At 60.6% G+C, this 21,870-nt stretch carries 24 protein-coding genes; 23 read left to right on the forward strand and 1 reads right to left on the reverse strand.

The features are described 5' to 3' along the window. The first annotated feature begins 5 nt into the window (after positions 1–5). The 11 genes from ACIK7D_RS24240 to ACIK7D_RS24290 all read left to right on the forward strand — a co-directional run bounded on the left by ACIK7D_RS24240 (position 6) and on the right by ACIK7D_RS24290 (position 9,408). Positions 6–668, forward strand: coding sequence for a L,D-transpeptidase (locus tag ACIK7D_RS24240; protein ID WP_400157658.1), 663 nt, complete (start codon positions 6–8; stop codon positions 666–668). Then, a complete protein-coding gene (locus tag ACIK7D_RS24245) occupies positions 668–1,276 on the forward strand; it encodes a DsbA family protein (protein WP_400157659.1) in 609 nt (202 codons plus the stop codon). The genes ACIK7D_RS24240 and ACIK7D_RS24245 overlap by 1 nt, the downstream gene beginning before the upstream one ends. An 88-nt stretch (positions 1,277–1,364) precedes the next feature. Beyond that, positions 1,365–2,165 carry a thiol:disulfide interchange protein DsbG gene (dsbG, locus tag ACIK7D_RS24250; protein WP_400157660.1) on the forward strand — a complete coding sequence of 267 codons (801 nt, stop codon included), beginning with the start codon at positions 1,365–1,367 and terminating at the stop codon, positions 2,163–2,165. A 101-nt stretch (positions 2,166–2,266) separates the two neighbouring features. After that, a complete protein-coding gene (gcvA, locus tag ACIK7D_RS24255; RefSeq protein ID WP_400157661.1) occupies positions 2,267–3,199 on the forward strand; it encodes a transcriptional regulator GcvA in 933 nt (310 codons plus the stop codon). 124 nt (positions 3,200–3,323) lie between these two features. Continuing rightward, positions 3,324–3,605, forward strand: coding sequence for a hypothetical protein (locus ACIK7D_RS24260; protein ID WP_400157662.1), 282 nt, complete (start codon positions 3,324–3,326; stop codon positions 3,603–3,605). An 8-nt stretch (positions 3,606–3,613) separates the two neighbouring features. Further along, complete coding sequence (locus ACIK7D_RS24265) at positions 3,614–4,759, forward strand: flavin monoamine oxidase family protein (RefSeq protein ID WP_400157663.1); 1,146 nt, start codon at positions 3,614–3,616, stop codon at positions 4,757–4,759. Beyond that, positions 4,756–5,796, forward strand: coding sequence for an alcohol dehydrogenase (locus ACIK7D_RS24270; RefSeq protein ID WP_400157664.1), 1,041 nt, complete (start codon positions 4,756–4,758; stop codon positions 5,794–5,796). Before ACIK7D_RS24265 ends, ACIK7D_RS24270 begins: the two co-directional genes overlap by 4 nt. After that, complete coding sequence (locus ACIK7D_RS24275; RefSeq protein ID WP_400157665.1) at positions 5,783–6,466, forward strand: cupin domain-containing protein; 684 nt, start codon at positions 5,783–5,785, stop codon at positions 6,464–6,466. The genes ACIK7D_RS24270 and ACIK7D_RS24275 overlap by 14 nt, the downstream gene beginning before the upstream one ends. Before the next feature lie 55 nt (positions 6,467–6,521). Next, positions 6,522–7,748 (forward strand): MFS transporter, encoded by a 1,227-nt coding sequence (locus ACIK7D_RS24280; RefSeq protein WP_400157706.1) that lies wholly within the window; start codon positions 6,522–6,524, stop codon positions 7,746–7,748. Positions 7,749–7,819: 71 nt separating this feature from the next. After that, a complete protein-coding gene (locus ACIK7D_RS24285) occupies positions 7,820–8,665 on the forward strand; it encodes an alpha/beta hydrolase (RefSeq protein ID WP_400157666.1) in 846 nt (281 codons plus the stop codon). Positions 8,666–8,766: 101 nt separating this feature from the next. Beyond that, on the forward strand, positions 8,767–9,408 hold the full coding sequence (locus tag ACIK7D_RS24290; protein WP_400157667.1) for a DsbA family protein: 642 nt from the start codon (positions 8,767–8,769) through the stop codon (positions 9,406–9,408). Positions 9,409–9,428: 20 nt separating this feature from the next. On the opposite strand, the gene ACIK7D_RS24295 is transcribed toward ACIK7D_RS24290, so the two are convergent. Further along, positions 9,429–10,325 (reverse strand): LysR family transcriptional regulator, encoded by an 897-nt coding sequence (locus ACIK7D_RS24295; RefSeq protein ID WP_400157668.1) that lies wholly within the window; start codon positions 10,323–10,325, stop codon positions 9,429–9,431. A gap of 104 nt (positions 10,326–10,429) precedes the next feature. On the opposite strand from ACIK7D_RS24295, the gene ACIK7D_RS24300 reads away from it, so the two are divergent. From ACIK7D_RS24300 to larC, 12 genes are all read left to right on the forward strand, one after another. Next, on the forward strand, positions 10,430–11,665 hold the full coding sequence (locus tag ACIK7D_RS24300) for a MalY/PatB family protein (protein ID WP_400157669.1): 1,236 nt from the start codon (positions 10,430–10,432) through the stop codon (positions 11,663–11,665). 10 nt (positions 11,666–11,675) lie between these two features. Next, the gene (locus ACIK7D_RS24305) at positions 11,676–12,149 is read left to right on the forward strand and encodes a RidA family protein (RefSeq protein WP_400157670.1); all 474 of its coding nucleotides are present in this window, start codon (positions 11,676–11,678) and stop codon (positions 12,147–12,149) included. 107 nt (positions 12,150–12,256) lie between these two features. Next, positions 12,257–13,234 carry an amino acid ABC transporter substrate-binding protein gene (locus tag ACIK7D_RS24310; protein WP_400157671.1) on the forward strand — a complete coding sequence of 326 codons (978 nt, stop codon included), beginning with the start codon at positions 12,257–12,259 and terminating at the stop codon, positions 13,232–13,234. Between the two features lie 143 nt (positions 13,235–13,377). Beyond that, complete coding sequence (locus ACIK7D_RS24315; protein WP_400157707.1) at positions 13,378–14,586, forward strand: amino acid ABC transporter permease; 1,209 nt, start codon at positions 13,378–13,380, stop codon at positions 14,584–14,586. A gap of 1 nt (position 14,587) precedes the next feature. Continuing rightward, on the forward strand, positions 14,588–15,877 hold the full coding sequence (locus ACIK7D_RS24320; protein WP_400157672.1) for an amino acid ABC transporter permease: 1,290 nt from the start codon (positions 14,588–14,590) through the stop codon (positions 15,875–15,877). A gap of 12 nt (positions 15,878–15,889) precedes the next feature. After that, positions 15,890–16,663 (forward strand): amino acid ABC transporter ATP-binding protein, encoded by a 774-nt coding sequence (locus ACIK7D_RS24325; protein WP_400157673.1) that lies wholly within the window; start codon positions 15,890–15,892, stop codon positions 16,661–16,663. Next, on the forward strand, positions 16,660–17,397 hold the full coding sequence (locus ACIK7D_RS24330) for a M20 family metallopeptidase (protein ID WP_400157674.1): 738 nt from the start codon (positions 16,660–16,662) through the stop codon (positions 17,395–17,397). Before ACIK7D_RS24325 ends, ACIK7D_RS24330 begins: the two co-directional genes overlap by 4 nt. Beyond that, positions 17,334–17,870, forward strand: a complete 537-nt coding sequence (locus ACIK7D_RS24335; RefSeq protein WP_400157708.1) for a M20/M25/M40 family metallo-hydrolase — start codon at positions 17,334–17,336, stop codon at positions 17,868–17,870. The genes ACIK7D_RS24330 and ACIK7D_RS24335 overlap by 64 nt, the downstream gene beginning before the upstream one ends. A 72-nt stretch (positions 17,871–17,942) precedes the next feature. Further along, complete coding sequence (locus ACIK7D_RS24340; RefSeq protein ID WP_400157675.1) at positions 17,943–18,584, forward strand: LysE family translocator; 642 nt, start codon at positions 17,943–17,945, stop codon at positions 18,582–18,584. Beyond that, the gene (locus tag ACIK7D_RS24345) at positions 18,545–19,414 is read left to right on the forward strand and encodes a PLP-dependent transferase (RefSeq protein WP_400157676.1); all 870 of its coding nucleotides are present in this window, start codon (positions 18,545–18,547) and stop codon (positions 19,412–19,414) included. The genes ACIK7D_RS24340 and ACIK7D_RS24345 overlap by 40 nt, the downstream gene beginning before the upstream one ends. Positions 19,415–19,581: 167 nt before the next feature. Continuing rightward, a complete protein-coding gene (locus ACIK7D_RS24350; RefSeq protein WP_400157677.1) occupies positions 19,582–21,318 on the forward strand; it encodes a hypothetical protein in 1,737 nt (578 codons plus the stop codon). 13 nt (positions 21,319–21,331) lie between these two features. Further along, positions 21,332–21,859 (forward strand): nickel insertion protein, encoded by a 528-nt coding sequence (gene larC / locus ACIK7D_RS24355; RefSeq protein WP_400157678.1) that lies wholly within the window; start codon positions 21,332–21,334, stop codon positions 21,857–21,859. Positions 21,860–21,870: the final 11 nt, after the last annotated feature.

Genomic DNA, 21,870 nt, shown 5'->3' on the forward strand with positions numbered 1-21,870 from the left:
GATTGATGAAATCAGCGATATCGGGGATCATTTGCGTCATTGTCGCGGGCTGCGCTCAGTCCACCGGAACACCCGTGGCCAAGCCTCAAGTCGATCCGTCATTGAAGGCAATGTATGGCGCGGTGCAGGAAGGCGACAAATCCATTCCCGCCGTCGACGTTTTCAAGATGGATCCCAGGAACGTCCGGCAGTTGGTCAACTACAGAACTAGATATCCCGCCGGAACGGTCGTCGTCGATCCGCATGCGCGTTTCCTCTATCTGGTGATGGAGAACGATAAGGCCATGCGCTACGGGATCGGAGTTGCCAAGGCGGGTCCGGAATTTGAGGGGGAAGCGGACATCGTTCGCAAGGGCCGCTGGCCTGGATGGGTGCCTACCCCGGACATGATCAAGCGCGAGCCTGAGCGATACGGCCCGCTTTCCGAGGGTATGCCGGGTGGGATCAGCAACCCGCTCGGCGCTCGTGCACTCTATCTCTACAAAGGCGGACAGGACACGCTCTACCGGATCCATGGAACCAACGAAGCCTGGTCCATCGGCAAGTCCGTATCCTCCGGATGTATCCGCTTGCTCAATCAGGACATCATCGACCTCCACAGCCGTGTACCGAAAGGTTCACGCGTAGTGGTCCTCGGCGAACTCGAATCCGGAAAGGGAGAATTCTAATGTACTCGAAGCGCGATTTCATTGCTGGCAGTCTTGCCGCACTAGGGGGAGCACTACTCGGCGGGCGGGCAGCTCAGGCCCAGAAAATGAGCACGAAAGACGTGTTCTACGACAAGGATGCCCCGGTTCTTGGCAATCCCAAGGGTAGGGTCACCGTCGTCGAATTCTTCGACTACCAATGCCCATACTGCAAGAGTTCCTATTCCATGGTGAAGAAAGTGGTCGCGGCGGACGGAGACATCCGGCTCGTAATGAAAGACTGGCCGGTGTTCGGCGGCGCCTCGATATTCGCTGCACAGGCGGTTCTGGGAGCAGCTCAGATCGGTAAGTACCAGATTGCCGTGGAAGCTCTCATGAAAACTAAGGGGCGTATTTCTGAAGATGATGTTGAGAAGGCGCTTGCTGGGGCGGGCCTTAGCATGAAAGACATCGCAGCGTCCGTGAACAGGAATAACAAGAAGATTTCCGGGATCCTCGATCGCAACTACAGCCAGGCGCTTTCCTTCAATTTCGTCGGCACGCCGTCGTTCGTGATCGGAAAGACAATCTATCCCGGTGTACTCGATGAAAAGGGATTGAAGGAGGCTATCAGGAACGCCCGTGCCTGACCTTGACACGGCGACCTGCCGGCGGTGGGCCTTAATACTCACTTAAGGTTGGGCGCTGACCCTGATTGAAAATACGAGGACTCCATCAATGATAGACGTGAACTACAGGTACCATGCCTCCATCTCCGCGCTACTCATCGCGCTTGTTACAAGTCCTGTGACGGCCGTGCCCTCTCATGCGCAGGAGGCATCTGAGGAACTACCTTCGATCTTGAAGTCCATCGAACTTCAGGGGTTGAAAATCCTCGGTGAGATGGACGTGCCCGGTGGCTTGCGGGGTTTTGCCGCGAAGGCCGGATCTCAGCCGCTAGCCATCTATCTCACCCCGGATAACAAGCACGTGGTGGTCGGCACGCTTGTGGATGCCGATGGTCAGGATATGGCTGCTGCACAGTTGAAGGCATTCGTCGAGAAGCCGATCCTCGAAAGCGGCTGGAAACAGCTCGAGGGTTCGACATGGATTGCGGATGGCAAGGCCGACGCACCCAGGATCGTCTACACCTTTACTGACCCCAACTGCCCGTACTGCAACAAGTTCTGGCACGCCGCGAGGCCTTGGGTAGACAATGGCAAGGTCCAGTTGCGCCACGTCATGGTCGGGGTGATCCGTCAGGATTCCCCGGCGAAGGCCGCCGCCATACTCGAGGCGAACTCCCCTTCCGACGCGCTGACAGAGAACGAACTCAATCACAAAAATGGCGGTATCAAACCCGCACTTAAAATCACCGCGAAGTCGACGGCTAGCCTCGACAGCAATGCTAATCTGATGACCGACCTGGGTTTCGGCGGCACACCGGCGATCATTTTCAGGAAGAGCGATGGCAGCATCGGGACCTTAGCCGGAATGCCCGATGACGACGCTCTTGAGATGATTCTAGGAAAGCGATGATCCGGGTGAGCTAGGCAATTCGCGCGGGTCGCATTAGGCTCGCGATGCAAGAGCATCCTCGCCCGTCGAACGCAGGGGACAATGGTAGGACTTCAATTGGAGTGGAGGTCATCATCCAGAAGAAATCGCCCGTCTATCTCAACGCACTTCGGGCATTCGAGGCCAGTGCTCGTCACGGCAGCTTTTCCGAAGCCGCGGAGGAGCTCAATGTCACCGCTGCGGCGGTCGGCCAGCTCGTACGTGGTTTGGAAGATTGGCTCGGCATGCCGCTCTTTCACAGAAGCAGTTCGGGTCGGAACCGGTTGAAGCCGACAGAGGCCGCCGAGAACGCCCTGCCGGACATCAGGGCGGGACTCGACAGGCTGGTCGTTGGCCTGCAGCTCCTTCATGAGTCGACGACGAGCGGAATCCTGAACGTCACCGTCAGCCCTGCCTTCGCTGCAAAGTGGCTGATGCCCCGCATCGATCGCTTCCAGACGCGATGCCCGGACACGGATATCAGGATCGAAACCAGTCTGAAGCTTGCCGACTTCAAGGCTCAAGGCCTCGACATCGGCGTGCGCTACGGTGACGGGACGTGGCCCGATCTCGTGGCCGAAAAGCTGATGGACGAGGATGTCTTCCCCGTATGCTCGCCGAGTTTCCAGGCTGCCGACAATCTGAGATCGCCACAGGATCTCATCGAAACCACCCTCATCCATGACCTCTCCGTGGATCCTTCCAAAGGCTTCGTCATCTGGCAGACATGGCTGGCGGCAGCGGGGGTCGAGGGCGAGACGCCACAGCGGGGAATGCGCATCAACAACTCCGCCGCCGTGCTTCAGGCCGCCGTTGAAGGACGGGGAATCGCACTTGCTCGAAGCATCCTAGCCCGCGACGACCTTGCGTCAGGACGATTGAAGAGACTGCTTCCGAGCATGAAGGTGAACTCGAAGCTCGCCTATTACGTCGTCTACCGTGCGGAGTATGCGGCGCTTCCGAAACTGCGCGCGTTCAAGAACTGGCTCTTCGATGAAGCCGGGGCGCGAGACTAGGCTGAGATAGTTTTTCTTTCTCGATACGAAGAAAGTCTCATTTGTACCGGAAGGCGATCTTGTCGAGATTGCCCATGCGGCCGCTGCCTGGGAGCGAGCCCCACTCGCAATGGAAGGACCGACGATGGCATATCTTGAGATCACCCTGCAGATCAACGACGACAAGCGCGCTGCAGCGGCGGGTGTCTATCGGAAGTACAAGCAGCCTTTCCTCTCCCAGATTGCTGGTGCGAAGTCGAAGGAACTGCTGATCCGTCAGGACGACGTCCAGGTCCTGCACGGTTTTGAGAGCGCCGAGGATGCAAAGGCCTATCTCGACAGCGCCATGTTCAATGACGATGTGGTTGTCGGGCTCAAGCCCCTGCTTGCCGCGGCGCCCGAGATCCGAATCTACGAGACCGCCTGACACAGAATATGTCTGATCTCATTTCGAAACCGATCCTTGTCGTGGGTGGAGGACTGTCGGGTCTGTTGACGGCCGTGCGCCTTCATCAGGCAGGCCTGCCTGTCCGGCTGGTCGAAGCCCGCACCAGGCTTGGTGGCCGGATCCTTTCTGCGGGCGTGGATGGCGAGCCTTCTGATGATGGGCTGGACCTCGGACCTTCATGGTTCTGGCCCGGCATGACACCTGAGATCCTGCCTCTGGTCGAGGAACTGGGTCTCACCTTCGTTGCCCAGCACACCGATGGCATGATGCTTTTCCAGCGCACAAGAAGCGGACGCTCCGAGCGCTACCCGGGTCTTCGGCAGGAGCCTGCATCGATGCGCCTTGTGGGCGGTACGGGAGCCATGGTTACGGCCCTCGCCTCCCTGCTTCCGCATGGCTCGATGCGTCTTGGTGCAAGGGTCACCCGGATCGTCCGATCCGCAGAAGTGGTCGCTGTGAGGCTTGCGACCGATGGAGGTTCGACCGAGCTGATCGAAGCAGGGCACGTCGTTCTTGCTCTTCCACCCCGTCTTCTCGAAGCGACGGTGCAATTCTCCCCTGCGGCGAGCGAAGCTGTCCGCAGCCTATGGCGCGGAACGCCGACCTGGATGGCGCCGCACGCCAAATTTATCGCGGTCTACGATCAGGCGTTCTGGCGTGGCAGCGGCCTGTCCGGTGCGGCTCAGAGCATGGTAGGCCCGCTCGTGGAGATCCACGATGCAACCACAGGATCGGGAAAGGCTGCGCTTTTCGGGTTCGTCGGCGTACCCGCACAGAACCGGATGCAGGCGGGAAGCAAAGCCGTTGTCGCGGCCGCCATTTCACAACTCGGCGAGATTTTCGGGGAGGATGCCCTTCACCCCGTCGCCACTCTCTACAAGGACTGGGCGGCCGACGACCTGACGGCGACATTGCTCGACTTGTCCTCTGCGGGACACCCGGCTGGCGGCACACGCGCATGGCTCGATCGTGACTGGCTCCCTTGGATGACGCTCGCGGGAAGTGAGACGTCGCCAAGCTACCCTGGCTATCTCGCTGGAGCCATTGAGGCCGGGGAAGCGGCGGCGGAAGCCCTGATCAGACGATATCGTAATGCGGCTTCTCCCGCAGATGTTCAAGGAATGAACGCATGAAATCCACCTACAAAGTGGCGCAGGTATCGGTTTCCCGGAAGCTCGAGATCGTCGAACGGGCTACGCCATCACCCGGGCCGGATGAGGTCCTCATCTCCATTGAGGCCTGTGGCATCTGCGGAGCCGACGCTGGCGACATCGATCGCGCCGACCCTGCCCTGCAGCCTCCACGGGTTCCCGGCCATGAAGTCGTGGGGCGTATCGTTGCGCTGGGTGCCAATACTCCCAACCTCTGGAAGATCGGCCAGCGCGTAGGCGTGGGCCGTCTTGGAGGCCACTGCAACGATTGCGACCAGTGCCGTCGAGGGCACTTCAATCTCTGCCGCAACCAGCAGGTCCTCGGAGTCTCGCGGGATGGTGGATATGCGGAGATGTTGACGGCCCGTTCGACGGGCCTGGTCTCCATCCCCGACGATCTTTCTTCCGAAGAAGCCGCACCTATCCTCTGTGCGGGGATCGCGACGTTCAACGCACTTAAAAAGTGCGGAGCTGAGGCGGGTGACACCGTTGCCATCCTCGGCATAGGCGGCCTCGGTCACATGGCCGTGCAGTATGCGCGCAGGATGGGTTTCCGCGTCGTCGCCGTTGGACGTGGGGCGGACATCGCCGATCTGTCGATCGAACTCGGTGCTCACAGGTATATCGACTCGAATGTCGAGAACACCGTCGAAGTTCTTCAGACACTGGGCGGCGCCAAGGCCGTTCTCACGACGATCGGCAATGCGGACGCAGTCGCGGAAATCATGCCAGCACTTGCTCCGGAGGGCCGCCTCGTCGTTCTCGGGGTCGCTAAGGATCCGCTTTCCGTCTCGACCGGGTTTCTTGTCGGTGGGGAGCGCGGCGTGATGGGTTCCATCACCGGATCGCCTTTCGAGAACGAGAGAACGCTCGACTTCAGCGTCCTCAGCGGGGTGCGCCCGATGATCGAGACAATGCCGCTCGAACGTGCGCAGGAGGCTGTCGAGCGCATGCGGTCCGGCAACGTGAAGTTCCGGATGGTGCTGACAATGGGAGGCAATGCCGATGCTCATCAATGAAGATCTGAGCAGACCAGTCATCGTTCATGCATCGACGCTTGACTGGGTGCCAAGTCCGGCCCCGGGCGTGGACCGGCGCATGCTCTACAGGGTCGGAGGCGAGGTCGCGCGTGCGACCTCAATAGTCCGATACGCTCCCGGCAGTGCGTTTCCCCGCCATGTGCATTCGGGCGGCGAAGAGATTCTTGTTCTCGAGGGGACATTCCAGGACGAGCACGGCGACTATCCTGCCGGGAGCTACTTCCGCAATCCTCCAGGCACGTCCCACGTGCCAGCATCCGCTGATGGCTGCACGATCTTCGTGCGCCTCTGGCAGTTCCGGGAGGGTGATGACGTCCAGATAGTCAGGAAGCCGGGGGAATCGGCGACGCAGAATAGACGGCTGCCAGACGGAGGATCCGTACTGGAGCTATTCGACGACGGGCATGAATCCGTCGCCATCGCGGAATGGGCGGTCAACGCGGAACTCGACGTCGCTAATCCGGCGGGGCTTGAATTCCTCGTGCTTTCGGGCGATGCGATGTTCGATAGCGAACTTGCCGTGCAGAATAGCTGGGGCCGTTTACCCGCAGGCACTGATCTGCGCGCCACTGCTGGTGGAAATGGCCTTCGAATGTGGCTGAAGCACGGCCCCCTGGAGCACCCGGACGTGCTGCCGATGCCTGCCTGAGGCGGGCGCACTGCCACTACTCGACTTCTATCAAAAAGGATTGGGACGAATGTCCATGGTCAAGCCTGCCTCCCAGGCAGATGCGAATTCTTCGGATCAGCATGGCACTGCATCGAGGAACATCTGGATCCTGACTGCGGCGCAGTCACTAGGTGGCGCAAACTCTCCGATCGTCATCTCGCTGGGAGGGCTGGTCGGACAGCAACTGTCATCCGATCCCGCTTCGGCGACGCTGCCAGTCAGCCTGCTGAACCTCGGCCTGGCGGCAGGGACCCTCCCGGCTGCTGCGATGATGCGTCGCTTCGGCCGCCGCTCAGGGTACCTTTTTGGAGCGCTGCTGGGCGTCATAGCCGGACTGATCGCCACGGTCGGCATCATCCAGTCAAGCTTCGTCCTCTTCTGCATTGGTACGTTCGTGGCCGGTTTCTACAGTTCCTATGTCCAGAGCTACCGCTTTGCAGCAACGGACGGACTGACGGGCGCCGATCGTGACCGCGCGATCTCGCGGGTCATGGTGGGCGGCCTGATCGCCGCTGTTATCGGACCGCAGCTTGTCATCTGGACCCGTGAAGCCTTTCCCGGCCACTCGTTTGCTGGAAGCTTCCTGAGCCAGGCAGCGCTTGCAGGTCTCGCCATCCCGATCCTGCTTGCTCTTCGTCGTCCGACCGCATCTGGCGCAACACATCCAACCGCGCTCGAAGCCCGTCCGCTCTGGAGGATCCTATCCTCGCCCCGCTACGTGCTTGCGGTGGCTACGGGGGTTGTCTCGTACGGTCTCATGACATTTGTCATGACGGCCGCTCCGATGGCGATGGTCGGTCATGGCCACTCCGTCGATAGCGCCGCCCTCGGCATCCAGTGGCACGTCCTGTCGATGTTCGGTCCGAGCTTCTTTACGGGTCGTCTGATGGCCCGGTTCGGAAAGGAACGGGTTGCGGCAGTCGGCCTACTCCTGATCGGCGTGTCAGCTCTGATCGCGCTGGGCGGCCTGGACATCGCGCATTTCTGGGGATCTCTGATCCTGCTCGGAATCGGGTGGAACTTCGGGTTCATCGGCGCGACCGCGATGATCGCTGATTGCCACACGCCTGCCGAACGCGGCAAGGCCCAGGGCCTCAACGATTTCCTGGTGTTCGGGACGGTCGCGTGCGCGTCGTTCTTTGCTGGATCGCTGCTCTACAGTTCCGGATGGGGCACCATCAACCGCCTGGTTCTTCCTGCCGTCGCGCTCATACTCGTTCCACTGGTGTGGCGGGCGGCACAACTGAGGAAGGCGCGATGACTGCTTCGTCGGCAGCATTGCGCACCCCGCGAGTGTCAGGTCCCGTCGCCCGCTTCGGACGGACGACCTGGATGCTCTTGACCATCACGCTCGGCTTCCTGACGGCGGTCGGCCCTGCTCATGCGGACAAAGGATGCAAGGAAAGCACACCGATAACCGTTCCATTGCCTGATCCCGTCTCCGGGCGGCGCTATGAGATCTACGTGAGCCTGCCTGCCGGTTATGCCGAAGTCCCCACGCGGTCTTACCCGCTCGTGATACTCGCCGATGGTGGTCGCGCATTCCCAAGGCTCAGTTGCGCCGCACGCGCGGTGTCTCGGGATAGCGCCCGAGATGAGCCTATCGTCGTGGGACTATCCTACGCAGCCGGCGAGGATCTGGAGGACAGCCGCAGGCGCGACTACACCCCGACCAAGCTCAGGAATTCCGCCAAGGCGTATGGCGGAGCCGCCGCCTACCAAACGTATCTTGCCAACGTCGTCCTGCCCTACGTCGAAGGGCATTACCGCGTTTCCGGTGGCCGGCGCATCTTCTGGGGACATTCCTACGGCGGGCTCCTTGGCGCACACATCCTGCTGACCGCGCCTTCGACCTTCCAGACATACATCCTTGGCAGCCCGTCCTTCTGGTTCGACGACGGAGCTATCATGGATTTCGAGACGCGTTACGCCAACCGTCATCGAAAGCTTGAGGCGAATGTCATTCTCTATGTCGGCGGCCTTGAGATCTCGCGCTACGACCCGCAGCGCAAAGGTAAAACGCGCGACATGGTTCAGGGGCTTAACGCTTTTGAGACTCGGCTCGCGTCTCGAAACTATGCCGGCTTGCGTTTAACCTCGAAAGTCATAGCCGGTACCGATCATCGCTCCTCGGTCGGACCAGGGTTCGCCTGGGGTCTGAACGCGGCTTTTCAGTGAGAGCCTGCTTCCCGCCGAGCTTTCAAGGTCGTCCGCTTCGCTCGCCAATCTAATCAACTATCGCACGCGGCAACAATCGTCTTCGCATGAAAGAAAAACAAATGAGAAAACTGGCTACCCTGGCTGTCCTGTTGGGTCTCGTTGCAAACCCTGCAACTTTGAGCGCGGACGAAACTTCCTGGAAAAAAAACGAGATCAATTCCTCCTACTACGTCTCGGGAATTCAGGACGCCCCAATCACTCTTGTCGTGTATTCCTCGCCAACATGTAGCCATTGCGTCGATTTTCACCGGAACGAATTAGAGGCGCTGAAAAGAGATTTTGTCGAAAAAAATGTTCTGAAAGTCATCTACCGCCCGTATGTTCGGAACTCGGTAGACGCTGTCATATTCATGCTTTCGAAGGCGCACGGCGGAGATAGATACTTTGAAACCTTGTCATACTTTATGTCGAGGTTTGAGGAGATCGCGGCTGCTGACGATACCGAAACCGCTCTTAGGAAGATTGCCACCGAACTGGCTATTGATCGCACTGACTTCGACTTGGCCATCTCTGACCAAGCCTACTTGGATGAACTGAACGCGGGAACGAAACAGGCACAATCCGAGGTCGGTGTCACCGGTACGCCGACTTTTTTTATCGACGATCAACCCATCAACATTAGACGTAGTTTCAAGGAAGTATCGGCGGCGGTGGCCGAAAAGGCAGGCATGGTTCCCGCCAGCCCCGAAGGCCATCCGTAACGGTTGGCAACAAAAAGCTTTTAGGCGGCGGAGCGGCTAGCCTCCTGCGCCAATTCCAGAAATCCCTTCAAAAATGAAATCTCCTCATCACCCCGCCTGAGACCGACATTGATGCTCTTCCTGATGCCATTCTCACCCAGGCTGATCGCCTTGATCGGCATTCCGGCACCTTCCTCTTGCAACAACCAGTCAGGAAGGACCGTAACACCCCGGCCCGCGGAGACGAGCTGCAGCATCAGATCAACTGTCTCGGCCGTGCGATGGCGTCTAGGGCGGCAGTTCGCCGGGACCAGGAACCGCGTATAGATGTCCAGGCGCTCCAGCGTTACGGGTACGGTGATCAGCTCTTGGTCGACCAGGTCCTCAGGCTGGATGAACACGCGCTGTGCAAGTGGATGATCCTGCTGCACCATCAACACCAACTCGTAGTCGAACACTGGCGTGAACAGCAGTTCTGCCACGTCTAGGGGATCAGGGGTTATCAAAAGATCGATCTCATATCCGAGAAGCGCCGCGACGCCATCGAAACGGAACGCCGTGCGCACATCGAAGTCCACATCGGGCCAACGCGTGAGGTAGGGCGTCGCAATCCTTGTCAGCCAGCGTTGGCACGGATGGCATTCCATGCCAACGCGCAACGCGCCTCTTCGTCCAACAGAAAAGTCTTTCACTATTCGTTCGGCATGCTCGATCTGCGGCAGCAGGCGTTCGGCAACCGTCAACAGATACTCGCCCGTCTGCGTCAACCGAAGGCCCTTGCCGGTCTTCGTCCAGATCTTGACGCCGTGCCGTTCCTCGAACTTGGCGATTGTATGGCTGAGTGCCGACTGAGAGACATTCAGCTTCTCTGCCGCTGCCGTGACAGATCCGCGGCGGTTGACTTCCCGCAAAATGGCGAGATGCTGCCGGTCAATCATTATGAACTCCCTTCATCGCGCAATGAAATAATACCATTTCCGTTCATAATGCAATGCCGCTAGCATCTCCGTCATTCAACGCCCTGCGACGAAAGGAAGTTACCGTGACAAAGCTGGCAGCTCAATCTTATAGCGAAGCCGAACGCGGCGAGGCTTCAGTCTTCGATCAGGTCATCGACCGCAAGACAAGCAACTCCATGAAATGGGCGTACTCCAAAGAGCTCCTCGCTGGGGACGAGGCTGCGGCTGATCCTCTACCGATGTGGGTCGCCGATATGGACTTCAAGGCACCGCAAGCTGTCATCGATGCACTGCACGCGGCAGTCGACCACGGCGTTTTCGGCTATCCGGGCGGCGCGACCGGCTCCTATCTCGATGCGGTCATCGGCTGGCAGCAACGCCGTTTCGGCTGGACTGTCGAAAAAGAATGGATCCTGCAGGCATCCGGCATCATCACAACCCTGAAGACCGCGGTCCAGGCCTTTTCGGCACCGGGTGACAGCGTCCTCATACAGCCGCCGGTCTATGCCCATTTTCACAACGACGTGCTGCTGAACGGCCGCCACCTCGCCTACGCGCCGCTGGAGTTCACGGGCGACGGCTATCGTTTCAATGCGAAGACCTTCGAAGCGGCGATCCGCGACAACACGAAGCTCTTCATCCTCAGCCATCCGCACAACCCGACCGGCAATGTCTGGTCGGAAGACGAACTGCGGACCATGGGTGAGATCTGCGCCCGCAAGGGCGTTCTCGTCATCTCGGACGAGATCCACGAAGACCTGATCCTTAACCCGGCGAAGAAGCACATTCCGTTTGCTTCACTCGGGGAGGCGTTCGCTCAAAACAGCATCACCTGCACGGCGCCGAGCAAGACCTTCAACCTGCCGGGCCTGCAAAGCGCCAACGTCTTCGTGCCGAACCGGAAAATCCGTGAAGAACTGCACCGCCAGTACGACCGCAATGTCTTCCCGTTAGTCAATACGCTGGGCATGGTCGCCGCGGAAGCCGCCTATGCGCACGGGGAGCCCTGGCTCGAGGAGATGCTCATCTATCTGCGCGCCAACCATACGCATTTCGCCAGTTCCATCACCGCGGCCGACGCGCGGCTCAAGGTCTTGCCGGCCGACTCTCTCTACCTCGCATGGATGGACTGCCGGGGCCTGGGTATGGATGCCGATGCGCTGAACACGTTCATGCTGACCAAGGCACGCATCTGGCTCGACAAGGGCCAGAAGTTCGGCATCGAGGGGCATGGTTTCATGCGCGTCAATCTCGGCTGCCCGCGCTCGACGGTCGATAACGCCATCAACCGCATCACCTCCGCAGTCGCGCAAATCTAGGAGGAAGTCCATGTCTTCGACGATCGAACAGCGGCTCGCCGAACTCGGGATCGAGCTTCCCGCCGCCGCCAAATCGGTGGCGAACTATGTTCCGGTCGTGGAGTCCGGAAACCTCATCCTGACGTCCGGCCAGTTGCCGCTCGCGGAAGGCAAACTGGTTGCGACCGGGCTTGTCGGGCGCGATCTCGACGTGGCGACCGGTGTGTCGGCTGCTAGGCAGTGTGCGTTGAACGTGCTTGCTCAGACGAAAGGTGTGCTTGGCAGTCTCGACCGGGTGGCACGGATCGTAAAGATCACGGTTTTCGTGGCTTCTGCTTCCGATTTTACCGAACAGCATCTCGTGGCCAACGGAGCCTCCGACTTGCTCGTCGCTGCCTTCGGCGAGCGTGGCAGGCATGCGCGCTCCGCCGTCGGCGTCGCGGCGCTTCCTATGAACGCACCCGTCGAAATCGAAACCGTGATCGAGATCACGCAAGAACAATAAGCGTCCGCGGCCCTGCCGACGAAGACAAGAAAACCGGGAACTCAACCGATCCACGAGCGGGCGCGCAGAGGACTGCCACCGCCAGGGTCACAACTGGGAGAATGCCAATGAAAATGCACATTGCTCTTGCCGCGCTCGCCGCGACCATGCTGACGACTGGTTATGCTTCGGCCGGCACCATGGCCGATGTTCAAAAGCGCGGCAAACTGACGTGTGGCGTCGCGCCCGGCAAAGCCGGCTTTTCCGCGCCGGATGCTTCCGGTGTCTGGCACGGCCTCGATGTGGACTATTGCCGGGCGCTCGCCGCGGCGGTCCTGAAGGATCCCAATGCCGTGACCTTCGTTCCGACGACCGGGCAAACCCGCTTTACGGCGCTCGCGTCCGGCGAGATCGACGTCCTGTCGCGTACGACGACCTGGACGTTCTCGCGCGATGTCGATCTCAAGTTCACCTCCGTCGGCGTAAACTACTATGACGGCCAGGCCTTCATGGTTCCGAAGTCGCTCGGCGTGACATCTGCGAAGAATCTCGACGGCGCAACGGTCTGCATCACCAGTGGCACGACCACCGAACTGACGCTTGCCGAATATTTCAAGAAAAACGGCATGACCTATGAGCCTGTCCCGGTAGAAACCAACGCGGAAATCACACAACGCTATCTGGCAGGCGCCTGCGATGTCTATACCAGCGACGGCTCGGACCTCGCCTCGGTCCGCTCCAGCTTTGAAAAGCCCGATGACCACATCATCCTCTCCGACGTGATCTCAAAGGAACCGCTCGGACCGCTCGTTCGTCAGGGTGACGATCAATGGGCCGATGTCGCTCGCTGGACCCTCAATGCGTTGACCTCGGCTGAGGAGATGGGCATCACCGCGGCAAATGTCGAAGAACTGGCGAAGAAGGGAACAGGCAATCCGGAGGCCGACCGCCTGCTCGGCAAGGACGGCACGCTTGGCCAACAGCTCGGGCTTGATGCTGAATGGGCCAAACGCGCCATTGCCGCAGGCGGCAATTATGGCGAGGTGTTCGAAAAGAACGTCGGTGAAAAGACACCGATCAAGCTTGCGCGCGGGCTGGTGGCCTGATCTACCCGATCCCGTTCCGCTGAGTTGCCTTTTGCAGCGCGGGATCACCCGCGCTGTTTTCCGGCATCTACGCCGCCCGCCCGTTACGGAGATATCCCATGGAAACGAGAGGCGACGCTCGGCATGAGCGGTTTCGTTTGAGCATGCTTTTGAACGATACGAGATATCGTTCCCGAACCATCCAGGTTCTGACATTCATCCTTCTGGCTCTGGGCCTCGGCTGGCTGGTCGAGAACACGGTCCATAACCTCGCCGCGCTCGGCAAGGACTTCTCGTTCGACTTTCTCTGGCGCACGGCCGGATACGACATTTCCCAGCGCCCGATCGACTATACCAGCGAGAACACTCACGCCCGCGCCGCCTTGGTCGGCCTTCTGAACACGCTGATCGTCGCGGCGATGGCCTGCGTCACGGCGACCGTGCTCGGTGTTTTCGCCGGTGTTCTCAGGCTTTCGAACAACTGGATCGTCGCACGCCTGATGACGGCCTATGTCGAGAGCTTCCGCAATATACCGGCGCTGCTCTGGATCATCGTGATCGCGGCGGTCGTATCGGAAGCAATGCCGGGGCCGGCCGCGTTTCGTGGCGAGAACCCTTCGGCTTTCATGATCCTGTGGGACAGCGTGGCGATCACCAACCGCGGCACCTACATCCCGACAGTCGAGTTTTCTCGCAGCCTCGGACAAGTCGACATTGGCTTCACCTCCCTCAGTCTCGACGCGCTCGCAATCTTCGGCGCGCTCGCAATTTCGCTGATTGCCAATCGTCTTCTTCTCAACCACGCAAGACATCAGCAAGGCATGACCGGCGAGCGACCACAGATTTGGTGGAAGAGCACCATCGTGCTGGTCATGCCGCTTATCGCGGTTCTCTATGCGCTCGGCTTCCACCTTCAATATCCCGTTTTGAAGGGGATGAATTTTGCCGGCGGGCTGCAACTGCGCAATTCGCTGATCGCGCTTTGGCTCGGGCTCAGCGTCTATACGGGGGCCTTCATTGCAGAGATCGTCCGCTCCGGCATCCTCGCGATTTCTCGCGGACAAACGGAAGCGGCTAACGCACTTGGTTTGCGCCCCGGCAGGACGATGCGCCTGGTTATCCTTCCACAGGCTATGCGCATCATCGTCCCACCGCTGATCTCGCAATATCTCAACATCACCAAGAATACGTCGCTCGGCCTTGCCGTCGGATACATGGACCTGCGTTCGACACTCGGCGGCATCACGATTAACCAGACCGGGCGTGAGCTTGAAGGCATGCTGCTCATGATGCTGATCTATGTCTGCGTCAGCCTCATCATCTCCGGCGGCATGAACCTCTACAACAGCCGTATCGCTTTGAAGGAGCGCTGAGATGACTGTTCATGATGCGTCATGGGTTCGTCAAACCATGGTTGCAGCCTCCGAAAGGCCCAGTGCCGCGACCGGGGTGTGGCTATGGGCCAGGAACAACCTCTTCAATGGCTGGCTCAGCACCGTGCTGACCCTCGTCTCCCTGATCGCGATCGGTTGGGGCATGTTATCGATCGGCCCTTGGCTTGGAAACTCCGTCTGGAACGCCAGTTCCGTCAACGAATGTCGTCAAGCCATGAACGGAGCCCCCGGCGCCTGCTGGGCGGTCATTCGCGATCGCTGGACGCAGTTATTTTTTGGCTTCTATCCGGCGCATCTCTACTGGCGGCCGGTAATTGCATTCGCGCTCCTGTTCGCCGCGCTGGCCCCGGTCCTGTTCACGGCGCTGCCGCGCAGGATGATCTGGTTCTCGATCCTTTATCCGGGCGTCGCCTTCTGGCTGATCTGGGGCGGCAGCCTCTGGTCTCCAGCGCTTGCCTATCTGGGCTTTATCATCGGCTTTGGGCTGTTCGCCTCACTTGCCCGGGTCAATATGGGGTTGGCCACCGCGGCGGCCGTCATCGGCGCCGCTACTTGGTGGATCGGTGCGACCGGGCCGCTGACATCTCAGCTAAGCGCCATTGCCCCGATTGATCTTCAGACCGTCGCATCCCGCGATATCGGCGGTTTCCTGTTGTCGATCGTCATCGGCGTCGCCGGTATCGCGATGTCGCTGCCACTCGGCATGCTGCTGGCACTCGGTCGCCGGTCCGGCATGCCGCTCATTCGCACGATGAGCGTCGTCTACATCGAATTCATCCGCGGCGTCCCGCTCATCACCTTGCTGTTCACCGCTTCTCTCCTCCTCAATTATTTCCTGCCGCCGGGCACCAATTTCGACCTGATCCTGCGCGTCGTCATCATGGTGACGCTGTTCGCCGGCGCATATATGGCGGAGGTCATCCGTGGTGGTCTCGCCGCCCTGCCCCGCGGCCAGTACGAAGCCGCCGAAGCGCTCGGCCTCGATTACTGGAAAGCCCACCGGCTGATCATCCTGCCGCAAGCGCTGAAGATATCGATCCCCGGCATCGTCAATTCCTTCATCGGGCTTTTCAAGGACACGACGCTCGTCATGTTCATCGGCCTTATGGATCCGATCGCGCTTGCCGGGGCCATCCGGGCCAACACCGATTGGCAGGGCATCTACTGGGAACTCTACATCTTCATCGGCGCGGTTTTCTTCGCCTTCTGCTTTGGCATGTCGCGCTACTCGATGTACCTCGAGCGCCGCCTGAAAACCGACCATCGATAAAGGGGAACGACAATGACGAATGCTGCGATGAAGCAGGAGCCGGGCGAGGAAATCGCCGCCATCGAGATAGCCGGCATGAACAAATGGTATGGCGCCTTTCATGTGCTGCGCGACATCGACCTCACCGTTAGGCGCGGGGAAAAGATCGTGATCTGTGGCCCGTCAGGTTCCGGGAAGTCCACCATGATCCGCTGCATCAACCGCCTGGAGGAACACCAGAGCGGCAGGATCGTCGTCGACGGGATCGAACTGACCAGCGACCTTAAGCAGATCGACGAGGTGCGGCGGGAGGTCGGGATGGTGTTTCAGCATTTCAACCTGTTCCCGCATCTCACCATCCTCGAAAATTGCACGCTGGCTCCGATCTGGGTCCGCAGGACGCCCCGCCGGGAGGCGGAGGAGATCGCGATACACTATCTGGAAAAGGTCAAGATTCCCGACCAGGCGCATAAATATCCCGGCCAGCTATCTGGCGGCCAGCAGCAACGGGTCGCAATCGCCCGGTCCCTGTGCATGAAGCCGCGCGTCATGCTGTTCGACGAGCCGACCTCCGCCCTCGATCCCGAAATGATCAAGGAGGTGCTCGACACCATGATCCAGCTTGCCGAGGAGGGCATGACGATGCTTTGCGTCACCCACGAAATGGGCTTTGCGCAGGCGGTCGCAGATCGCGTAATCTTCATGGATCAGGGGCAGATCGTCGAACAGGACACGCCGGCTGCCTTCTTCTCCCATCCGAAATCCGACCGCGCAAAGCTCTTCCTCAGCCAGATTCTTGGGCATTGAGCGATACGACCGGAAGCAGGCTTCAACAGGAGAGCGAATTGACCACTCTGACGAATGCATACGCCCATCACGATTATATGGTCGGCATACGACGACACCTGCATAGCCATCCGGAACTCTCCAACCATGAGGCATCGACCTCGGCCTTGATTGCCCGCGAATTTGATGCGCTCGGTATCGGGTATGTTCGGGCGGGCGAGCACGGTCTCGTGGCGACGATTGCCGGTACGCGCGAAGACCGCATGGTGGCGCTGCGCGCCGATATGGACGCTCTTCCCATCGTAGAAGAGAATTCCCACCTGGACTATATCTCGCAGGTTCCCGGCGTGATGCATGCCTGCGGGCACGACGGTCATGTAGCCATGCTGCTCGGCGCGGCGCGCATTTTGATGGAGCAAAAATCCTTGCTGAAGGGCACGGTGAAGCTGTGTTTCCAGCAGGCGGAGGAAGTCGGCGACGGGACGAAGGAAATCCTCGCGGAGCTTGCCCGCCATCCGATGGAGGCGATCTTCGGCATCCATCTCTGGTCGGAATTAGAATCCGGGCTGATTTCGGTGGAGCCGGGCGCACGCATGGCGTCCGTCGATGTGTTCGAGATCAGGGTCCGGGGAGCCGGCACTCACGGCGCCTACCCGAACCGGGGATCGATCCGATCATTGCAGCCGCGGCCATCGTTCTCAATTGCGCGACGATTGCCAGCCGCGAGATCGACCCTCTGGCGCCCGTCGCCCTGACCTTCGGAAAAATTGCCGGTGGCCAGGGGGCGAACGTCATCCCCGAAGAAGTCGTTCTGGCCGGCACCTTGCGGGCGACATCACCGGAGACACGCCGGCAGATGATGGCGGGGATCGAGCGGATGGCGAAATCCACGGCCGACACGCATCGTGCCCAGTCGGATGTCACATGGAAACGCGGCTTCGGCGTGGTCCACAACGATCCTCATTGCAGCGCCGTTGCACGGCGTGCGGCGGAGAGCCTCGGTCTCGGCGGCTCGGTTTCGCGCTTCCCGACCCTCATGGCATCGGAGAACTTCGCCGACTATCTCGAAGCCTATCCCGGCGTTTTCGCATTCGTCGGTATCCGGAACGAAGCAATCGGTTCGCACTACCCGCATCACCACCCGAAATTCAATATCGACGAGGCTTCGCTTCCGATCGGCGCCGCGCTGCATGCGCAATATGCGCTCGAGCACTTCATGAACGATTGAAGGGGCAGTTCGGCCGCAGGAGACGTGCTACCCTACACCGATCGCCTGATCGGGATGGCAAAGGACGAATACGTGTACGAGATCGCAACGCTTTTTGCCGGGATTTTCCTCGCACAGGTATCGCCGGGGCCGAACATGATGGCCGTCGCGTCCATCTCCTTTGGAAGCGGGCGTTCGTCGGCGATGGCGACCGCGCTGGGCATCGCCACCGGCGTCTTTGTCTGGTGCGTTCTGTTTTCGCTCGGCATCGGCGGCCTCCTCAGGGCCTTTCCCGGCCTGCTTGTGGCAATGCAGCTTCTCGGAGGTTGCTATCTTTTCTGGCTGGGCTTGAGATCGGCGAAAAACCTCGTCGTGCGCGGAGCAGAGGGCAACGGGATCAAGGGCGTGACCATGCCGGTGGGAGCCGCCTATCGGCGCGGCCTGCTGGTCGTTTTGACCAACCCGAAGGCAGCGCTGATGTGGGCCGCCATCTCAATGTTTCTCGCCTCGTCGCAATTGAGCCTGGCGTATTTCCTGGCAATCGGTGTGGAAGCATCCCTGTCGGCGGCCTTGATCTACGGCTCCTATGCGCTGCTGTTTTCGACAGGCCTTGCCGTTCGCGGATACAGGCGCTTCTTCAAAGCGATCGACGGTCTCTTCGGCATTCTCTTCGGGGCGCTGGGTGCAAAGCTTTTGTGGGATGGCATCCGGCAAATCGCCGCCTTGCGTGCCTGAGCGCGACAGACCGCTCAACCATTGCCGATGGGCAGCGGCCGCACCACCATATAAAACGGTTCGGCGTCTCGATGCAGTTCGTCGATCTCACCGATCCCGCCGCCCTCGATGCGGCGCTGACGCCCAGGACGCGCGTGGTGATCACCGAGACACCGTCGAACCCCAACATGCGGCTGGTCGATATTGCCGCCATCGCCGAGAGGTGCCGCTGCGTCGGTGTCCATCTCGTGATCGACAACACCTATTGCACTCCTTACCTCCAGCGCCCGCTGGAGCTTGGTGCCGACATCGTCGTGCATTCGGCAACGAAATATCTCGGCGGGCACGGCGACCTTCTCGCCGGCGCGGTGATCGCCCGCAAGGACCTGATTGACCAGTTTCGTTTCGTCGGCATCAAGGAACTGAACGGCGCCTGTATGTCGGCCTTCGACGCCTCGCTCGTGCTGCGCGGCCTGAAGACTCTCACCCTGCGCATGGACCGGCATTGCGAGAGCGCCGAGATGCTTGCACGCGACCTCGAAGGCCATCCGCAGCATGCGCTCGCACCCAGGCAGATGCGGAAGATGGGCGGCATGATCGCGCTCGAACTCAAAGGCGGGCTCGATGCCGGCCGCAGGTTCATGGATGCCGTGACGCTCGCGACCCGGGCGGTAAGCCTCGGCGATGCCGAGACGCTGGTCCAGCATCCGGCGAGCATGACGCATGCGACCTATACGCCGGAGGAACGCCTCGAGCACGGCTTTACCGATGGCCTCGTCCGCCTCTCGGCCGGGCTTGAAGACTACGACGACCTGAAGACCGATCTGCTCGGAGCGCTCGATCGCCTCTAATCCAGTGTACATGACCATTATGAACGATGCTCATGGATCCATGAAATAAATGCCTTTCATTGTTATAATGGGATCATGGTAACTCTTGGCCGATACGAAGCTGCCACAGGGGAACAGGAATGACGGATTCGGCCGCACACCGGGAAAAGGTGATCCTCGCATCGGTCATGGCCGCAAACGCCAATCCGGGCTGGCTGACCAGCGACCGCGTCGAAGCCCTGACGGGCGGGCACGGGATGCTGAACATCCCGGTGGTCGCGGTCTGCAACGTCATCGCGACGGAGCTGCGCCGTGGCGTAAGCCCGGAGGTGAAGTTCGCCGACGCCATCCACCAGCCGATCGATGACCTTCTGGCGAAAAGCATTGCTGTAGCCAAATCGGCTGGAGCGGATGGAGCGAATGCGGCGCTGATCGCCGCGACGCTGCTGTACCTCTGCGGCGCCAATGCGCAGGTCGGCATTCCCGCCGGCAATCGTAAGCTCGGCTCGTCGGCCCGCATGATCGCGAGCGTCAGCCGCTCCGGGCTTGCGGCAGTGCCGACCGCCAAGATGAACAACAAGATCTCCGGCTTCGCCGCGGTCGCCGCCGTCTATGACGCAATGATGAAGGGCGAGCTTTCACCGGTGCAGGGCCGCGATATCCCCGAGGGTGTCGGCGGCGGGGTCATGGTCGGCCACGGCGCGCTCGGCGAGGACATCATCTTTCCCGGCATGGCTGAACGGGGAGCCGCTGTCGGCACCAAGGCAATGATGGACGCCATGTCGGGCGCCGGCATGCCGAGCCAGAAATTCCTCTCCGCGCTGTTCGGTGCGGCGGCTATCCTGGAGATCATCCATCCCGACGCCGACGTCGCGGAGGAATACGGCCCCTACGGCAAGGTGACCAGCGCCTTCGTCGCCGGCCGCTCCGCCGTTCGCACCGCCAGCCTGCCGGAAAAGCTGCATGTACGCATCACCGGCAAGGAGATCGAGACCGCGCGGCTGATCGGCGATCTCGGCCTCATCCTCAAGGATATCGGCGGGCCGACCGTCATCGGCATCATGGCGCTCGACGAGATCATCTCCGTTTTCGAGGAAGGGATCGCCGGGGCGGGTGCCGGCCCGGTCAATCCGCCGCTCGGCCATGTCTGCGGCGATGCCGTCATCGCGTTGATGTGCCTTCTTCAGGACGGCTCGAGCGAACAGAGCGTGGCGCGCGCCTTGCGCGAGCGGCGGATCGGCTTCAGCTTCGATCCGGAGACCGCGATGGTGGCGATGAACATCGTCGCGCGCAAGGCGACGCAGATCTGCAACGGTCCCGTGACCGATGCCCTCATGATCTCGTCCAGCCCGATGGCCACGATGGCCCTGCACAAGCGGGCGGCACGCGCCTACGACGACCTGACGGCCGGAAAGAGCGTCGGCGAGATCGTCAGCGCGTTGGACACGGAACGGCAACTGCTTGTCGAGGACCGGGGATCGGCTTTCCTGACCAAGGTCAAGGGCACGACGATCAAAGTACACTTCACCAAGATCAGCAAGGGGGCCCGGCGGTCGAGCAAGATGGCGGCGCGCTGGCTTGCCTTTGACCCGGCGCTCGACGCCGAAGTCACCGTCGGCGACGAGACCATCCGCATGGAAGGTATTATCAACGCGGTCATTTCCGAGGTCGCGCAGGGAATCGGCAAGGAGCGCGCGCCGTTCCTGACGGCTCTCGCGCCGATTGCCAGCGAATTGCTGCTGGCGGGCAACGTCATCATGAACGTCACCATCCCGGCCGTGGTCGCGGCCGCCATGGGCAAAATGAGCGCCGCGGATGCCGCAAGTGAAGCGCAATCGGCCGGTCTGATCTCCGCCGGTATTCCCGGCACCAAGGCCAAGGCCGAAGCCGCCGCCCTGGTCGCCGTCGACACGATGGCGCTGTGATGGGGGCGCTCTGATGGCGGGCGGCGTCATTCTTCTCATGGCCCAGATCGACGATGCGCCCGGCGAACTGCTGGGGCATGTCATCAAGAGGATGACCGAAATGGGCGCCAAGAACGTGCAGCTCCTTTCCAGCCTCGGCAAGAAGGGTCGTCCGGCCTATGTCCTGCTGGTCGACATCAATGCCGAGGACGAACCGGAATTCGCAGCCCTTCTCGTCGGCGATCTCGGCATCTGGGGCTACCGGGTGTTGGAATCGCAGCACAAGCATTTTGACATCAAGCGCTACCAGACCCGACTGGAAGTACGATGGGCCGGAGGAACGGTCACCTTTCCGCTGCGCCTCAAGCGTATCCTCAGCGACGGGGTCTTCATGCGCGCCAAGGCCGAGCATGACGATCTTGCCGCAATTTCTGCCCAGATAACGGAGCATCTCAGAGCGCCGATCGCCGTGCTCAAGGCAGCGATCGAAACCGCGGTTGGATCGAAGGAACCGGGTGAAGTGCTGCAAATCGACCTCAGCGGATTGTCGGTGACCAAATGAAGAGGGATGAA

It is taken from the genome of Agrobacterium sp. P15N1-A (genome assembly GCF_044626815.1).
Lineage (GTDB): Bacteria > Pseudomonadota > Alphaproteobacteria > Rhizobiales > Rhizobiaceae > Agrobacterium > Agrobacterium leguminum.

What these genes read in the sequence shown, in the direction of transcription:
- ACIK7D_RS24240 (WP_400157658.1), top strand. Translation starts at nt 6, where the DNA reads ATGAAATCAGCGATATCGGGGATCATTTGCGTCATTGTCGCGGGCTGC.
- ACIK7D_RS24245 (WP_400157659.1), top strand. Translation starts at nt 668, where the DNA reads ATGTACTCGAAGCGCGATTTCATTGCTGGCAGTCTTGCCGCACTAGGG.
- dsbG (WP_400157660.1), top strand. Translation starts at nt 1,365, where the DNA reads ATGATAGACGTGAACTACAGGTACCATGCCTCCATCTCCGCGCTACTC.
- ACIK7D_RS24260 (WP_400157662.1), top strand. Translation starts at nt 3,324, where the DNA reads ATGGCATATCTTGAGATCACCCTGCAGATCAACGACGACAAGCGCGCT.
- ACIK7D_RS24265 (WP_400157663.1), top strand. Translation starts at nt 3,614, where the DNA reads ATGTCTGATCTCATTTCGAAACCGATCCTTGTCGTGGGTGGAGGACTG.
- ACIK7D_RS24270 (WP_400157664.1), top strand. Translation starts at nt 4,756, where the DNA reads ATGAAATCCACCTACAAAGTGGCGCAGGTATCGGTTTCCCGGAAGCTC.
- ACIK7D_RS24275 (WP_400157665.1), top strand. Translation starts at nt 5,783, where the DNA reads ATGCTCATCAATGAAGATCTGAGCAGACCAGTCATCGTTCATGCATCG.
- ACIK7D_RS24280 (WP_400157706.1), top strand. Translation starts at nt 6,522, where the DNA reads ATGGTCAAGCCTGCCTCCCAGGCAGATGCGAATTCTTCGGATCAGCAT.
- ACIK7D_RS24285 (WP_400157666.1), top strand. Translation starts at nt 7,820, where the DNA reads ATGCTCTTGACCATCACGCTCGGCTTCCTGACGGCGGTCGGCCCTGCT.
- ACIK7D_RS24290 (WP_400157667.1), top strand. Translation starts at nt 8,767, where the DNA reads ATGAGAAAACTGGCTACCCTGGCTGTCCTGTTGGGTCTCGTTGCAAAC.
- ACIK7D_RS24295 (WP_400157668.1), bottom strand. Translation starts at nt 10,325, where the DNA reads ATGATTGACCGGCAGCATCTCGCCATTTTGCGGGAAGTCAACCGCCGC.
- ACIK7D_RS24305 (WP_400157670.1), top strand. Translation starts at nt 11,676, where the DNA reads ATGTCTTCGACGATCGAACAGCGGCTCGCCGAACTCGGGATCGAGCTT.
- ACIK7D_RS24310 (WP_400157671.1), top strand. Translation starts at nt 12,257, where the DNA reads ATGAAAATGCACATTGCTCTTGCCGCGCTCGCCGCGACCATGCTGACG.
- ACIK7D_RS24315 (WP_400157707.1), top strand. Translation starts at nt 13,378, where the DNA reads ATGCTTTTGAACGATACGAGATATCGTTCCCGAACCATCCAGGTTCTG.
- ACIK7D_RS24320 (WP_400157672.1), top strand. Translation starts at nt 14,588, where the DNA reads ATGACTGTTCATGATGCGTCATGGGTTCGTCAAACCATGGTTGCAGCC.
- ACIK7D_RS24325 (WP_400157673.1), top strand. Translation starts at nt 15,890, where the DNA reads ATGACGAATGCTGCGATGAAGCAGGAGCCGGGCGAGGAAATCGCCGCC.
- ACIK7D_RS24350 (WP_400157677.1), top strand. Translation starts at nt 19,582, where the DNA reads ATGGCCGCAAACGCCAATCCGGGCTGGCTGACCAGCGACCGCGTCGAA.
- larC (WP_400157678.1), top strand. Translation starts at nt 21,332, where the DNA reads ATGGCGGGCGGCGTCATTCTTCTCATGGCCCAGATCGACGATGCGCCC.